The sequence below is a fragment of the Pseudomonas sp. LBUM1653 genome (assembly GCF_059716115.1).
Map to the genome: position 1 here is coordinate 5,827,196 of NZ_CP166803.1, position 15,436 is coordinate 5,842,631.

A 15,436-nucleotide genomic window follows, 5' to 3' on the forward strand; every position below is an offset into this window, starting at 1 on the left:
AAAACTCATTGAAGCCATGACGTCGGCGCATGCCTCATCGCGAGGCATGCGCGGACCGTTTTCGTGCCTTCAGACGGCCCGAATCACGTGCTTGATTTCCTGGAAAGCCTGCAAGCCCCACGGACCCAATTCGCGGCCGATGCTGCTCTGCTTGTAGCCACCCCAGGCGGTCTGCGGGAAGATCACTTGCGGCGCGTTGATCCACACAAGCCCCGCCTGCAAAGCGTTGGCGACGCGATCCGCCGCCTCGGCATTGCGCGTGACCACGCTGGCGACCAGACCGAACTGGCTGTCGTTGGCCAAGGCAATCGCTTCGCCCTCGGAAGCGAAACTGCGCACGCAGATCACCGGGCCGAAAATCTCTTCACACCACAGCGCACTGTCGAGGGGCACTTCAGTGAAAACAGTCGGCTGCAAAAAATATCCGCGCGGCAGGTCTGCCGGACGATTGCCGCCGCAAACCAGCTTGGCGCCAGCGCTCAAACCGCGATCGATGTGGCCGAGCACGCGCTGGTATTGCGCCTGATTGACCAGCGCGCCCATTTCCACGTTCGGGTCGAACGGGTCGGCCACGCGAATGGCTTCGGCGCGGGCCTTTACACGGGTGAGGAATTCATCGGCCAGCTCATCGGCGACCAGCACGCGGCTGGTGGCGGAGCACATCTGCCCGGCGTTGAAGAAACCGCCACCGCAGGCCACTTCCACCGCCAGGTCGAGGTCGGCATCGGCCAGCACCAGCAAGGAGGATTTTCCGCCCAGTTCCAGGCTCACGCCCTTGACGGTTTCCGCTGCACGCTGCATGACCTGCACGCCCACCGCGTTGCTGCCGGTGAACGACACCTTGGCGATACGCGGGTCTGCCGACAGCGGTGCGCCAACGGCCAGGCCGGTGCCGCACACCAGGTTGAACACACCGGCAGGCAGGCCGGCTTGGGCAATGATCGTCGCCAGTTCCAGCTCCGGCAGCGGCGTCACTTCTGAGGGCTTGAGCACCACGCAGCAACCGGCGGCCAGGGCCGGGGCGAGTTTCCACGCGGTGGTGACCATCGGGAAGTTCCACGGCACGATCAGTCCGACCACACCGCAAGGTTCACGGCGCAGGCGCGCACTGAAATCGTCAGTCGGCAGTTCTACCGGGCTGTCCTGTTTCGCGTCCAGCCCTTCGGCCAGAGCGGCGTAATACTCGAACGTGGCGATCACGTCATCGACGTCGATGGCCGCTTCGAACAATGGCTTGCCGTTGTTGCTCGACTGCAAATGCATCAACTGGTCACGACCGGCCTGTACACCAGCGGCGATTTTGCGCAGGATCGCGCCGCGCTCGGCGCCGCTGGTTTTCGACCAGTCGGCAAAGGCTTTGGTCGCTGCGCTGACAGCCTGATCGACGGCGCGCTCATCGCCGCCATTCACCGTGGTCAACAGGGCTTCGGTGGCCGGGTTGATCACACGCAAGTGTTCGTTGCCGGCCGACCATTTACCGTCGATGTAAAGGCCATCCAAAGTCGTCGGAAAAATCGTAGAAAAGCTCATTTCGACACTGCCTTCGTCCACTCGGTCTGATCGATTTCAATCAGGGTTGGACCCTGGCGATCGGTGGCGACACGCAATGCCGTACGCAGTTGTTCGACACCATTGACCGCCTCGGCGGCGCAGCCCAAAGCCTTGGCCACACCGATGAAGTCCGGGGTATAAATATCCACGCCGACCGGCTCGATGGCACGGTTGACCATGTACTTCTTGATCTCTTCGTAACCCTGGTTATTCCACAGCAGCACGATCACCGGCGTGCGCGCTTCAACGGCGCTGGCCAGTTCCGGCAGGGTGAATTGCAGGCCGCCATCGCCGATCAGGCACACCACTGGAGGACGTGCGCCACCTTCGACGGTGCCGCCCAGCCAGGCGCCAATCGCCGCCGGCAAGGCGTAACCGAGGGTGCCGTAACCGGTGGACGAGTTGAACCAGCGACGCGGGCGCTCCGGGTTGAACGTCAGGTTGCCGGTATACACCGGTTGGGTCGAATCGCCGACAAATACCGCGTTCGGCAGTTCGTGCAAAACGGTTTCCAGGAAGCGGGTCTGGGCCAGGGTCGGCGCATCCCAGGTGGCGGCCAGTTCTTCGCGCAAACGGGCGGCACGCACCTGGCCCCAATCGTTGCGGCGCTCGTCCAGCGACTTGTGCGACAACGCGCTGAGCAGGGCTTGGGCAGCGTTGCGCGAGTCGGCTACCAAGGCCACATGCGGCGGGTAGTTGCGTACGGTCTGGTCCGGATCGATGTCGACGCGCAGCAGCTTGCCTGGAATCTCGAACCCACCGGCGAAGGTGACGTCGTAGTCGGTCTCGGCCAGTTCGGTACCGATGGCCAGCACCACGTCGGCCTCGGCGACCAGTGCGCGGGTCGCGACCAGGCTCTGGGTCGAACCGATCAGCAACGGATGAGCGGATTGCAGCATGCCCTTGGCATTGATGGTCAGCGCTACGGGCGCGTCCAGCAGTTCAGCCAGTTCGGTCAGCTCGGCAGCGGCGTCGATGGCACCGCCACCGGCGAGGATCAACGGACGCTTGGCGCCCGCCAGCAGTTCTGTCATGCGCGAAACAGCGGACGGCGAAGCTCCGGCGCGGTCGATGTTCACCGGCAGGCTGGCGAGCAGGTCGTCGGCTTCTTCAACCAGAACGTCCAGCGGAATTTCGATGTGCACCGGGCGTGGACGACCGGCCTGGAACAGCGCGAAGGCACGGGCCAACACGCCCGGCAATTCGGATGCCGACATCAGGGTATGGGAGAACGCCGCCACGCCGCCGACCAGTGCACTCTGGTTCGGCAACTCGTGGAGCTTGCCGCGACCGCCGCCCAGCTGGTTGCGGGTCTGGACGCTGGAGATCACCAGCATCGGGATCGAGTCGGCATAAGCCTGGCCCATTGCCGTGGTGATGTTGGTCATGCCAGGACCGGTGATGATGAAGCACACACCCGGCTTGCCGCTGGTGCGGGCATAGCCGTCAGCCATGAAGCCGGCGCCCTGCTCGTGACGCGGGGTGACGTGGTTGATGCTCGAACGGGCCAGCCCGCGATACAGCTCCACGGTATGAACCCCGGGAATGCCGAATACCTGCTCGACTCCGTAACCTTCGAGTAACTTGACCAATACTTCGCCGCACGTCGCCATGTGATTGCCCTTCTTGTTCGTTTGAGACGCCGGGCCTGCGCAGTGTTTATGATGGATTCGCAGGTCCAGGGATGGCCTCATTGGAACGGGCGACACGTAGCCGCAACAATGGATAAAAAGTCATACTAGCCATGTCCTCACGTCATACCTTGGATCCCAATGAAACGATTGCCTCCCCTGCCGGCGCTGCACACTTTTCTGATTACCGCGCAGTGCTGCAACTTCACCCGGGCCGCCGAGCAACTGCACATCACCCAAGGCGCCGTGAGCCGGCAGATCGCCGGGCTGGAAGATCATCTGGGTTATGAGCTGTTCATTCGCCAGGCCCGAGGCCTGGACCTGACCGCCGAGGGACGCGAGTGGTTGCCACGGGTCCAGCAGATTTTCGGCTTGATCGACGAAGCGGTCGAACAGATCGGCGAGAAGCGCGAAACCCTGCAGCTCAAGGCCCCGACCTGCGTCATGCGCTGGCTGTTGCCACGGCTGTTGCAGTGGCAAAGAGAACGCCCGGACGTGCCGGTCGAGCTCACCACCACGGTCAAGCACGGCGTGGATTTTCATCGCGAGCAGTTCGATGCGGCAGTGATGTATGGCGCGCCGCCGGACGGCTCACTGGAGTCGCAAAAACTCTTCGATGAGCAACTGACGCCGGTGTGCTCCAAGCCGTTGCTCGAAGGTTCGGTGCCGCTCCAATCGCCGGAAGATCTGGAGCAGCACATGCTGCTGCACCCGACCCGGGATGAACGGGACTGGAAGGCTTGGCTGGCCACTGCGGATATTCGCTTGAGCAATGTGAGCAAGGGCCAGCATTTCGAAACGCTGGACCTGGCCATGTCGATGGCGTCCCAGGGAACGGGGGTAGCGATCGGTGACTGGTCGTTGATCGGCGATGATTTGAGTGCCGGGCGGCTGGTCATGCCTTTCGAATTGAAGGTAAAAACCGGGCTGGCGTATTACCTGGTTTTCCCGGAAAAACCGGGGCCTTCGGCGAAGTTGCGCGAGTTGATGGGGTGGTTGGTGGAGCAGGCGCAGAGTCGCTGAAATACCCTTGTAGGAGCTGCCGCAGGCTGCGATCTTTTGATCTTGTTTGTAAAAAGCAAAATCAAAAGATCGCAGCCTGCGGCAGCTCCTACAGGATGCGGTGCCGCGAGGATCAATACCCGACGGTAAACCGCTGCCGCGAATGTTTCGGCACTTCCACTTCATCGAGCATCGCAATCGCATAATCGGCGAACGTGATCCAGCTACGCCCTGCGCTGCTCACCAGCAAATCATCCTTGCCGACCCGAAAAGTCCCCGTACGCTCACCTTCGACAAACTCCGCTGACGGCGACACAAAGGTCCAATCCAGCGCCTTTTCCTGACGCAGGTTTTCCAGGAACTCGGCACCCGCGCCCGCCTCTGCCTTGTACTCCGCTGGGAAGCCTGCGCTATCGATCACCCGGGTACCGTCCGGCAACAACAGAGAACCGGCACCGCCCACCACCAGCAGGCGTTTGACCCCGGCCTGCTTCACCGGCCCGATGACGGCACTGGCAGGCATTGTCGCGAAATGCGTCGCGCTGATCACCACGTCATGCCCGGCGATTGCCGCTTGCAACGCTGCCCCATCCAGCGCGTCGACAGCCTTGCTCACCACACCATCACGCGCGCCGATCCTTGAGGTGTCACGGGCGATGGCGGTAACGCTGTGACCGCGACGCAGGGCTTCTTCCAGCAGTTGGCTACCGGCACGACCGGTGGCCCCGATGATTGCGATTTTGCTCATAGCATTCTCCAGTTGGATTGGGTCGGTCATTGCACATCTCGATGGCGAAAGCGCTTTTGTGGCGAGGGGATTTATCCCCGTTGGGCTGCGAAGCGGCCCCAGCTTTTCAAAGTCAAACCGCATGCAATGGTTTGACGACTGCTGCGCAGCCGAACGGGGATAAATCCCCTCGCCACAAAAGCCCCCTCGCCAACATCATTCACCCCACTTCATCTCGCCCTTGGCGACTTTGGCGCTCAGCTCCAGGGAGCTTTCCTCGCCCAGTGTCGGGAAGCGCTTTTTCATCGCCGCGATCAGTGCCGCTGAATCTTTTGCCTTGGCGGTTTCTTCGTCGAAGGCCTTGATGTAATCGGCGGTGAACTGCACGGCGACCAGGGAACGGCCGCTTTCGCCGAGGTAATGACCCGGCACGACGATTTTCGGCTTCAGGGTTTCGATCGAGTGCAACGTAGCCAACCAATCGGCATGGGACTGGGGAGTCTGGGTGTCGGCCATCCACACGTGGATGTTTTCTGCCACGACCACTCCACCGACAACGGCCTTGATCGATGGAATCCACACGAAGCTGCGATCCGGTTGCTTGCCATCAAGGCCGATCACCTGCAACTTCTGCCCTTCGAGGATCAGGCTGTCGCCCTTGAGCACATCCGGCACGATAGTTTTGGCGGGCGCGTCAGTCCCCAGCTTCGGTCCCCAGAACGCCAGTTTGCCATCGACGGTTTGCTTGATGTGATCAACGGTCGGCTGCGAAGCGAGCACTTTGGCCTTGGGGAATGCTGCGGTCAGGGTATCGAGGCCGAAGTAGTAATCCGGGTCACCGTGGCTGATGTAGATGGTGGTCAGTTGCTTGCCGCTGGCGCGGATTTTTTCCACCACTTGCGCGGCCTGGGATTTGCCGAATTGGGCATCCATCAGGATCGCCTCTTTCTCGCCGCTGACCAGCACCGACGTCACCGGGAATATCGCTTGAGCGCCGGGGTTATAGACATCCAGCGTCAATGTCGACGCAGCTGCGTGGGCGGCGAAACCGAGGGCGACGCTCGCCAGCAAAACGCGTTTAAGGGTGGTGAAACCGATCATCTGTTACTCCGTTGTTCGATGGCCTGGGTTGGCCGGTATGGGAACAGAGCTTAGTTGCTTGCTTCAGTACAAAAAATGCGATGATTGAACATAGTTTGTTTCTGAAATCGGTCAAATCATGGATCGTCTACAAGCAATGCGGGTGTTCGTCACGGTGGTCGATCTCGGCAGTCAGTCGGCTGCCGCCGATCATCTGGAGCTGTCACGGCCGGTGGTTTCGCGCTATCTGTCGGAGCTGGAAAATTGGGTCGGCGCACGCCTGATGCACCGCACCACACGCAAATTGAGCCTGACCGCCGCCGGCAGTGAAATGCTGCCCCGCTGCCGGCAGATGCTCGACCTGTCCACGGACATGCAAGCCGCCGTCAGCGTGCCGGACGATGCACCCCGCGGCCTGCTGCGAATCAGCGTCAGCACCTCGTTCGGCCAGGCGCAATTGGCCGATGCCATGACGGCATTCGTCAAGCGCTACCCGGGTGTCAGCATCGACATGCAGATGCTTGACCGCACGGTGAACCTGGTGGATGAGCGCATCGACCTGGCCATTCGCACCAGCAATGACCTGGACCCGAATCTGATCGCCCGACGGTTGACGGTATGTCGCTCAGTGATCTGCGCATCGCCCGCTTATCTGCGCGAACACTCGACGCCGCAACGGATCGAGGACCTGAGCCAGCACAATTGCCTGACCCACTCCTACTTCGGCAAAAGCCTGTGGCACTTTGAAATGGATGGGGAACAGGTTTCGGTGCCGGTGCAGGGCAACATCAGCGCCAACGAGGCCAGCACGTTGATGCGTGCGGCGATGGCCGGTGCCGGGGTGGCGATGCTCCCCACTTATCAGGCCGGCGTGCACATCCACAGCGGTGAGCTGGTCCGCCTGCTGCCCCAGGCCGAACCACGGCAGATGAACGTCTACGCGGTGTACGCCTCACGCAAACACATGCCATCGGCGCTGCGCAGCTTGCTGGATTTTCTGGTGGTGAGGTTTCCCGAAGAACCGGAGTGGGATATCGGCCTGTAACACCGCTCCCCCTGTAGGAGCGAGCATGCTCGCGAAGGTCGCCAATGATGACGCTGGGAACCTGATACCCCACAGCGTTCTCAGGCTCTTCGCGAGCATGCTCGCTCCTACAAGGGTCATCAGCGTGTTGAATACCGCGTTACAAGCGTGGCCCGTGTTGCTGGCAACTCACCGCCCCTGACCTATGCTCAAGGTAGTACCGAAGGGTATTCGTTCAGAGGTCTACGCCATGAACATCAAAACAAGAAGGTACCTCGCCATTTTCGTCACCTGCGCGGTCACGCTCGGGCTGTATGGCGCTGCTGCCTGGCGCGTCGAGCAGTTGCGCAACTCGCCCCGGGAGGCCGCCAGCTGCAATTTCGAGCACTGCATTCCGCACAACGCGACCCTTAACGCCCTGCGGTAACGAAGGGGTCAGGCCTCGCTGTCCTGATCGGCCTTCAAGCGGTCGCGGAACGCCTTTGGCGAGATTCCCACGCGACGTCGGAACAGGCGCGTGAAGTTCGTCGGATCAGAGAACCCCAACACGTCAGACATTTCATAGATGGTCATGCTGGTGTAGGTCAGCAGGCGCTTGGCCTCCAGCAATTGCCGTTCGTGCATGATCTGCAACGCCGGTTGCCCCGCCAGCTCACGGCAGGTGCCATTGAGGTGAGAGACCGAAATCCCCAGTCGATGGGCCAGGTCTTCAACCTTGACGTGCTGGCGATAGGTTTCTTCCACCAACTGGATATACCCATTGAGGTATTCCCGCGCCCGCTGCGGTCGCTGACTGGCTGAGCGGCGCTGGATCACCTGACGACTGACCCACACCATGATCACGCTGACCAGCGAGTGCATGAGCATTTCCCGCGCCGGTTGATGGCTGGTGTATTCGTTCTGCAACGCGCTAAACAGACTGTTGAGGTACTCGGCGTCCTGATCTGCCGGGTAGCTCTCGGCCTGGGCCAACGCGTTCACCGAATGCCCCAATTGCACCTGAAGATGCGCGATCAGCGGTGCCGCGAGGGTGACCACGAATCCCTCGACATCTTCGCTGAACCGGAAGCCATGCACCGACAGCGGCGGCAGGATCTGGATCGCCGGCTCAGTCAGTTGCGTACGTTTGCCTTCGATTTCAAGCTCTGCCTGACCTTTGAATACGAAGAGCAACTGACATAAATCGGCGTGACGGTGAGGTTTGATTTCCCATTGATGTTCGCGACTGCGTTTGGAAATGGTTTCACAGTGCAGCAAGTCCGGGGTCGGCCAATCCAGGCTTTCACCGTAGAGCTTGAACACCGGAATCGAAGGCAGGTCAGGCTTGTTCATCACTTCAATCCAGGTTTCGGAATAGATGACGGGCGATAATCGCACCGATTGGCAGAATGTACAGCTATCCGCTCAGTTTTCACCTTCAATTGACGGACCCGCAAGGGAAAAATGCAAGCACTCGATCCATAAAAATCATTCACCGACCTCCGTCGCGTGTAGCTTGCGAGCCATAAAAACAATGAAAACGCTGAAAACCCAAGTCGCCATTATCGGTGCCGGTCCGTCCGGTTTACTGCTCGGTCAATTGTTGCACAAGGCTGGCATCGACACGGTCATCGTCGAACGCCAGCCCCCCGATTATGTGCTCGGGCGAATCCGTGCCGGCGTTCTCGAACAGGGTATGGTAGAGCTGTTGCGCCAGGCCGGTGTGGGTCAGCGCATGGACGCCGAAGGGCTGGTCCACGGTGGCTTCGAACTGGCGCTGGACGGGCGTCAGGTGCATATCGATCTACAGGCACTGACCGGTGGCAAAACGGTGATGATCTACGGTCAGACCGAAGTCACCCGCGACCTGATGGCCGCTCGTCAGGTCGAAGGTTTGCAAACGATTTACCAGGCCGCCAATGTCGTTCCCCACGACATGAAAACCGATGAAGCGTTCGTGACATTCGAAAAGGACGGCGAAAGCTGGCGACTCGACTGCGACTATATTGCCGGATGCGACGGGTTCCATGGCGTGGCGCGCCAGTCCATCCCCGCCGATTGCCTGAATGTTTTCGAACGGGTGTACCCGTTCGGCTGGCTGGGGATTCTCGCCGATACCCCTCCTGTCCACGAAGAACTGGTCTACGCCCGCCACGCGCGCGGTTTTGCCTTGTGCAGCATGCGTTCGGCAACGCGCACCCGCTATTACTTGCAGGTACCGGCGGACGAAAAGGTCGAGGCCTGGTCCGACCAACGCTTCTGGGATGAACTCAAGTCGCGCCTGCCGCCAGCCTTGGCGGACAAGCTGGTGACCGGTCCGTCCATCGAAAAAAGCATCGCGCCGTTGCGCAGTTTCGTGGTCGAACCGATGCAGTACGGGCGGATGTTCCTGGTCGGCGACGCGGCGCACATTGTCCCGCCCACCGGCGCCAAGGGCTTGAACCTGGCGGCCAGCGATGTCAGCACGCTGTTCAATATCCTGCTCAAGGTCTACCGCGAAGGCCGGGTCGATTTGCTGGAGAAGTACTCCGAGGTCTGCCTGCGCCGGGTGTGGAAAGCCGAGCGGTTTTCCTGGTGGATGACGTCGATGCTGCACCGCTTCGATGAGCACGACGCCTTCAGCCAGCGCATTGCCGAATCGGAGCTGGACTATTTCGTCGACTCCGAAGCGGGTCGCAGGACCATTGCGGAAAATTACGTCGGTCTTCCCTATGAGGCTATCGAATAGCTTCCTACCGACTTACACTGGCGAGCATCCCGCTCGCCTTGCCTCTGGCGGGTCAATCACTGCCGCAGGTTTGCCCGTGACCAATCTCCACCAGCCTGAATTGCCCAAACCAGCCATTCGCAGCGTGCTGATCGCGCTGATGCTGGCGATTTTCCTCGGCGCGCTGGACCAGACCATCGTTGCCGTGTCGATGCCGGCCATTTCCGCGCAATTCAAGGACGTCAGCCTGCTGGCCTGGGTGATTTCCGGCTACATGGTGGCGATGACGGTGGCGGTGCCGATCTACGGCAAATTGGGCGACCTGTATGGCCGGCGCAAATTGATGCTGTTCGGCATGGGCCTGTTCACCGTGGCGTCGCTGTTCTGCGGCATGGCCCAAAGCATGGAGCAGCTGGTGCTGGCGCGAATTCTCCAGGGGATCGGTGCCGGTGGAATGATCTCGGTGAGCCAGGCGATCATCGGCGACATCGTGCCGCCCCGCGAGCGCGGCCGTTATCAAGGCTACTTCAGCAGCATGTATGCGGTGGCCAGCGTAGCCGGCCCGGTGCTGGGGGGGTACATGACCGAATACCTGTCCTGGCGCTGGGTCTTCCTGATCAATTTGCCGCTGGGCCTGGGGGCGTGGCTGGTGGCCAATCGGACGCTGGTGGGCTTGCCGATTCCGCAACGCAAGCCGGTGATCGACTACCTCGGTACCCTGTTGATGATCATCGGGTTGACGGCGTTGCTGCTGGGCATCACCCAGTTCGGTCAGGGCCACTCCTGGCGCAGTGCCGAGGTATTGGGGTGGCTGACTTGTGCAGCAGCTGTGCTGGGCTTGTTCGTGCTGCATGAACGACGGGCGTCGGAACCATTGCTACCGATGCACTTGTTCGCCAACCGTAATGCAATCCTGTGCTGGTGCACGATTTTCTTCACCAGCTTCCAGGCCATCTCGTTGATCGTGCTGATGCCCCTGCGTTTCCAGAGTGTCACCGGTGCCGGTGCAGACAGCGCCGCCCTTCACCTGCTGCCTCTGGCCATCGGTTTGCCGATAGGTGCATATTTCGCCGGCCGTCGTACCTCCGTGACCGGGCGCTACAAGCCGATGATTCTGAGCGGCGCCCTGCTGATGCCGCTGTCGATTCTGGGCATGGCGTTCAGCCCGCCCCAGGCCTTCTTCCTGAGCAGCCTGTTCATGTTGTTCTGCGGGATCGCCTCGGGCATGCAGTTTCCGACCTCCCTGGTCGGCACCCAGAACTCGGTGCAACAGCGTGACATCGGCGTCGCCACCAGCACCACCAACCTGTTCCGCTCATTGGGCGGTGCGGTGGGCGTGGCATTGATGTCGGCGCTGTTGCTGGCGTTGTTGCAGGATTCGAGCTTCGCCCATCTGGCCGGCTCTGCACTGATGGCCGAAGGTCACTCGGGGAATGTTCTGCTCGACGGATTGAACGCAGCGCCGGGGGATGCGCAGGATGCCTTGCGCGCGGAACTGTTGCTGACGTTCCGGCATTTGCTGATGGTCAGTGCGGCGGTGTCGCTTCTTGGATTGGCGGCGGCGATTGCCATGCCGAACATGATGTTGCGTGGGCGCGAGGACAAGGTCCGGTAGAGAGACCGAGTCGCCAGCATTCGCGAGCAGGCTCGCTCCCACATTGAATCTCCAGCGATCACACATTTTGTGTACCCTGGAAATCACTGTGGGAGCGAGCCTGCTCGCGAAAGCGGTGTATCAGGCACTACCATTCAAGGGCTGTAATACCCCACAGCCACCAGGAAATGCCCGACCTTTTTCAGGTAGGCATGCTTGTCCTCGACCTTCCCGGTCACCGGGTTTTTCCAGCGGTACTCATACTCGCCATAATCCTGTTTCGCAATCAGCGCCAGCATCGGCTCCCCCACCGGCTTGCCATCCGGATCATTGATCTTGCTGAAATCGGTATTGATCAATCGCAGGTTGGTGCCATGGGCGACATAGCGCCGGGTGTTGAGGTCGACGACAAATACATACAGGTCATCCTGCAGGTAGCCGCCCTTCAGGGAGTTGATCGCTGCCAGGGTACCCTTCTCGTCCTTGGCCAGGTCGGTCGCCGCCTTGTTCAGCAAGGCCATGGCCTGTTCCGCCGAGGCCCGTGGCAGGTAGTAGCCGACCGCGAGGATTCGCTGGCCGACACGCTGATAGTACACATGCTTGCGCTCGACCTTGCCGTCTGACCAGTTTTGCCAACGGTACTCCGCTTGCTGGATGCCATTGCCCTCGGGAATTTTCAGCGCATCCTTGAAGGCCTTCTGCAGATCCGGCCCGAGCACATCTGACACATCCCGGCCAATCAGCGCCGCCGAGGGCCCGCCACTGGCAAGCATCACGCCCTTGGTATCGACCACAAAGACGTACCGGTCCTGGTCGACAAACTCGCCCTGGCGGCTGAATGCGGCGAAGGCCTTGTCGCCATTATCGTGGTAGTAGGCCAAGGCTTTTTCCAGCAAGGCGATGGCGGCCTGGCTGTCAGCCTTTTCGGTTCCGGCAGCTTGAACCTGACCCAGGCACATCAGCAGCATGCCGCCCAGCCAGGCCAACTTGTGCACAACTCCCATGGCGCATCCCTCGTTCTTTCAGGTGTTTGAAGAGCGTAGACGGCAATGGCGTATGCAGGAATATTCAACGAAACAAGGGGATCATTCCCGGCGAACCGGGAATGAGGCAGGACCTACTGGCGAGTGCGCATCTGCTGTTGCAGGTTCTGGATCTGTGCTTGCAGGCCGTTGATGGTCCGGGTGACCTGGCTACGGAAGGCATCGAACTCAGCGGTGCTTGCGCCTTGAGGGGCGCCGGGACGGTTGTCCTGCTGACTTTTCAGGACAACGATGTCCTGTTCCAGGCGGTCGATGGCAGCGTTCGGATTGCCCTGCTTCTTCAGCGCCGTGATGTCGGCGCCCAGACTTTTCAGCTGTGCGTCGAATTTTTCGGTGTCCGCCGGGGTATTTTTCAGCGTGGTCAGTTCACTGCTCAAGGCTTTGACCTGCTCCTGAACTTGCGCATTGGCCTTCTGCTGCTCGGTGTCCTGGGCGGCCATCTGGGCCAGGCGCTTGTCCAGTTCGCTGGTCTGCGCGGTCATCTGCGCCAGACGCTTGTCCAGGTCGCTGGTTTGCGCGGTCATTTGCGCCAGACGCTTGTCCAGGTCCGAGGCCTGACCGGCGACGCCCTGCTGTTGCTTGCCCTGATCCTGCAACTGGCTTTGCAGCTGCCTGATTTGCAACTTCAGCGCTTCGCTGTCGGTGCTGACGTTGGTCTGGCTGGCGACGACCTTGCCGGAAATATCCTGCAAGCGCCCCGCCGCTTCTTCACTGATTCGCGCAAAGCTTTCCTGGGTCGCCACCAGCTGTTGCTCCATCAGCGAAATCTGCTGGAAGCTCCACCAGGCCAGGCCCGCGAAGGCAAAGAGCAAGGCGCCGACCAGTGCCCACAACGGGCCGGTGCTCGCCGCCTTGACCTTGACCACTGGCGGCGTGCGCGAATGCACGGCGGTGCGAGCGTTCTTCGGGAAATCATCGTCATCGAGGATGTCTGCACGCAGGCTCGGTACATCGTCGAAGTCATCGTTGGCATCGTTACGCATGGACATTGAGTCAACCTTTGTGAAACGCGGTGATGGCTTGATGCGGCGCAGTATAACCCCCATGGCCGCAACGATTGACCCTGAACCCGAACCCCGGTTCAGTGAGGCCGGTTTCAGCGAATGTCCTGAGCCTTCCACCAGGCGCAGAATTCATCGAGCGCCGTCCAGAGACTGACCTTGGGGTCGTAGTCCAGATAATGCCGGGCGCGACTGATATCCAGGGTGAAATTTTTCTTCATGACCTGCATGCCCAGTCGCGACAGGGTCGGCTCGGGACGCCCCGGCCACACCTTGCAAAACCCCTCATTGAGCGCCGCGACGCTGTAGCCCAGGCCGTAGGAACGGTAGCGCGTCACTTGTGGGACTTCCATTTTGCGCATGACGTAATTGACCACGTCCCACAACGGGATCGGCGCTCCGTTGCTGATGTTGTAGACCTTGCCCAAGGCTGAACCGCTGGCCAGCAAACTGCTGAGCAACGCTTCATTGAGGTTGTGCACGCTGGTGAAATCGACCTTGTTCAAACCGTTGCCAATGATTGCCAAGCGGCCCTTGCGCTGCATGTTGAGCAACCGTGGGAAGATGCTCATGTCACCCGCCCCGGTCACGAAACGCGGACGCAGCGCCAGAGTTTCGAGGCCGAACTCCTGGGCGCCGAAGACTTTTTGCTCGGCCAGGTACTTGGTCGCGGCGTACGGGTGCTTGAAGCGTTTGGGTACCTGCTCTTCAGTCAGCCCCAGATGATCGCGGCCATCGAAATAGATCGACGGTGATGACAAGTGCACCAGGCGCCGGACCCGCTGTTTCAGGCAGGCTTCGACCACATTCTCGGTGACCTGGACGTTGCCTAGATGAAAGTCCTGATAACGCCCCCACAGGCCAACGGCACCGGCGCAATGCACCACGGCCTCAACGTCGGAACACAGGTCGCGTGCCAGCAGCGGGTCGCTCAAGTCGCCCTGGATGAACTCGGCGCCACGGCGCACCAGATGCTCGACACTTTCGGCCCGGCGACCGTTGACCCGCACGTCCAGGCCCTGCTCCAGGGCGAAACGCGCAAAGCGCCCGCCAATGAAGCCGCTTGCGCCGGTGACCAGAATTTTCATGTATTGCTCCGAATATTTCGTTTTGCGTTTTGCATATTGCGTGGGGCGTGAGGACTTGACGCTGCCCGTCAGTCCAACGGCACCAACCATTCCTTCGACGCGCGCACCAATTGCTCAGTCAGCAACCCCAGCAACTGACCGCCATTGCGCCAATGATGCCAGTACAGCGGCACGTCGATCGGTTTATCTGGCAAAAGCTCCAGCAAAACGCCACGCTCCAGTTGTTCGCGCACTTGCAGTTCCGGCACCAGGCCCCAGCCAAGGCCGGCTTCGGTGAGGCGGATAAAGCCTTCAGACGATGGGCACAGATGGTGCTCGAAACCGCCATCGACGCCGAGGGACGCCAGGTAGCGATGCTGCAGGAAGTCGTCCGGGCCGAACACCAGCGCCGGGGTCCGGGCCAGCTGATCGGCACGCACGCCTTGAGGAAAGTGCCGTGCAATGAAGGCCGGGCTGGCCAACGCACGGTAACGCATCGCTCCGAGCAATACGCTGCGCGCACCGGCGACCGGGCGCTCGCTGGCACACAGGCACGCCGCGACTTCGCCTGCGCGCATGCGCTTGAGGCCGACGGTCTGATCCTCTACCACCAGATCCATCAACAGGTGTTGTTGCGCGCAAAAATCCCCCACCGCCTGGGCCCACCAGGTCGCCAGGCTATCGGCATTCAGGGCGATCCGCAGGCGTTCCGGCAGGCCCTCTTCGTCCAGCGCCGGCACCAGCGTCTGCAAATCCCGCTCAAGCAGACGCACCTGCTGCACATGGTTGAGCAAACGCCGACCGATCTCGGTCGGCGACGGCGGCGTACCCCGCACCAACACCGGTTGACCGACCCGCGCCTCGAGTAACTTGATGCGTTGGGAAATGGCCGATTGCGACAACCCCAACACTTGGGCTGCCCGTTCGAAACCGGCCTGCTCGACCACCGCGGCCAGGGCAGAAAGCAATTTATAGTCGAACATCAGTTTTCCTAATGAGCGATCAGCAATATTGGTTTTTCTTATACAGG

At 60.9% G+C, this 15,436-nt stretch carries 14 protein-coding genes; 5 read left to right on the plus strand and 9 right to left on the minus strand.

Features of this window, described 5'->3' with window-relative positions; translation table 11 throughout:
- Positions 1-69: 69 nt before the first annotated feature.
- Positions 70-1,530, minus strand: a complete 1,461-nt coding sequence (locus tag ACA054_RS26280) for an aldehyde dehydrogenase family protein (protein ID WP_497686829.1) — start codon at positions 1,528-1,530, stop codon at positions 70-72.
- A complete protein-coding gene (locus tag ACA054_RS26285; RefSeq protein ID WP_497686830.1) occupies positions 1,527-3,164 on the minus strand; it encodes a 5-guanidino-2-oxopentanoate decarboxylase in 1,638 nt (545 codons plus the stop codon). The genes ACA054_RS26280 and ACA054_RS26285 overlap by 4 nt, the downstream gene beginning before the upstream one ends.
- Positions 3,165-3,323: 159 nt before the next feature.
- Here ACA054_RS26285 and ACA054_RS26290 point away from each other — a divergent pair, with 159 nt between their 5' ends.
- Positions 3,324-4,205 carry a LysR substrate-binding domain-containing protein gene (locus tag ACA054_RS26290; protein ID WP_497686831.1) on the plus strand — a complete coding sequence of 294 codons (882 nt, stop codon included), beginning with the start codon at positions 3,324-3,326 and terminating at the stop codon, positions 4,203-4,205.
- 112 nt (positions 4,206-4,317) lie between these two features.
- On the opposite strand, the gene ACA054_RS26295 is transcribed toward ACA054_RS26290, so the two are convergent.
- Both ACA054_RS26295 and ACA054_RS26300 read right to left on the minus strand, forming a co-directional pair.
- The gene (locus ACA054_RS26295) at positions 4,318-4,932 is read right to left on the minus strand and encodes an NAD(P)-dependent oxidoreductase (RefSeq protein WP_497686832.1); all 615 of its coding nucleotides are present in this window, start codon (positions 4,930-4,932) and stop codon (positions 4,318-4,320) included.
- Positions 4,933-5,127: 195 nt separating this feature from the next.
- On the minus strand, positions 5,128-6,012 hold the full coding sequence (locus ACA054_RS26300) for an MBL fold metallo-hydrolase (protein WP_497686833.1): 885 nt from the start codon (positions 6,010-6,012) through the stop codon (positions 5,128-5,130).
- Between the two features lie 118 nt (positions 6,013-6,130).
- Here ACA054_RS26300 and ACA054_RS26305 point away from each other — a divergent pair, with 118 nt between their 5' ends.
- Positions 6,131-7,036, plus strand: coding sequence for a LysR family transcriptional regulator (locus ACA054_RS26305; protein WP_497686834.1), 906 nt, complete (start codon positions 6,131-6,133; stop codon positions 7,034-7,036).
- A gap of 229 nt (positions 7,037-7,265) precedes the next feature.
- Positions 7,266-7,442 carry a hypothetical protein gene (locus ACA054_RS26310; RefSeq protein ID WP_497686835.1) on the plus strand — a complete coding sequence of 59 codons (177 nt, stop codon included), beginning with the start codon at positions 7,266-7,268 and terminating at the stop codon, positions 7,440-7,442.
- A gap of 8 nt (positions 7,443-7,450) precedes the next feature.
- On the opposite strand, the gene ACA054_RS26315 is transcribed toward ACA054_RS26310, so the two are convergent.
- A complete protein-coding gene (locus ACA054_RS26315) occupies positions 7,451-8,347 on the minus strand; it encodes a helix-turn-helix domain-containing protein (protein WP_497686836.1) in 897 nt (298 codons plus the stop codon).
- A gap of 190 nt (positions 8,348-8,537) precedes the next feature.
- On the opposite strand from ACA054_RS26315, the gene pobA reads away from it, so the two are divergent.
- Both pobA and ACA054_RS26325 read left to right on the plus strand, forming a co-directional pair.
- The gene (gene pobA / locus ACA054_RS26320; protein ID WP_497690374.1) at positions 8,538-9,722 is read left to right on the plus strand and encodes a 4-hydroxybenzoate 3-monooxygenase; all 1,185 of its coding nucleotides are present in this window, start codon (positions 8,538-8,540) and stop codon (positions 9,720-9,722) included.
- A gap of 76 nt (positions 9,723-9,798) precedes the next feature.
- Positions 9,799-11,316, plus strand: a complete 1,518-nt coding sequence (locus tag ACA054_RS26325; RefSeq protein ID WP_497686837.1) for an MDR family MFS transporter — start codon at positions 9,799-9,801, stop codon at positions 11,314-11,316.
- Positions 11,317-11,450: 134 nt separating this feature from the next.
- Here ACA054_RS26325 and ACA054_RS26330 read toward each other — a convergent pair whose 3' ends face one another.
- From ACA054_RS26330 to ACA054_RS26345, 4 genes are all read right to left on the minus strand, one after another.
- Complete coding sequence (locus ACA054_RS26330; RefSeq protein ID WP_497686838.1) at positions 11,451-12,299, minus strand: cache domain-containing protein; 849 nt, start codon at positions 12,297-12,299, stop codon at positions 11,451-11,453.
- 113 nt (positions 12,300-12,412) lie between these two features.
- On the minus strand, positions 12,413-13,327 hold the full coding sequence (locus tag ACA054_RS26335) for an ATPase (RefSeq protein WP_497686839.1): 915 nt from the start codon (positions 13,325-13,327) through the stop codon (positions 12,413-12,415).
- 107 nt (positions 13,328-13,434) lie between these two features.
- The gene (locus ACA054_RS26340) at positions 13,435-14,427 is read right to left on the minus strand and encodes an NAD-dependent epimerase/dehydratase family protein (protein ID WP_497686840.1); all 993 of its coding nucleotides are present in this window, start codon (positions 14,425-14,427) and stop codon (positions 13,435-13,437) included.
- A 68-nt stretch (positions 14,428-14,495) separates the two neighbouring features.
- Positions 14,496-15,389, minus strand: coding sequence for a LysR family transcriptional regulator ArgP (locus ACA054_RS26345; protein WP_497686841.1), 894 nt, complete (start codon positions 15,387-15,389; stop codon positions 14,496-14,498).
- Positions 15,390-15,436 lie beyond the last annotated feature (47 nt).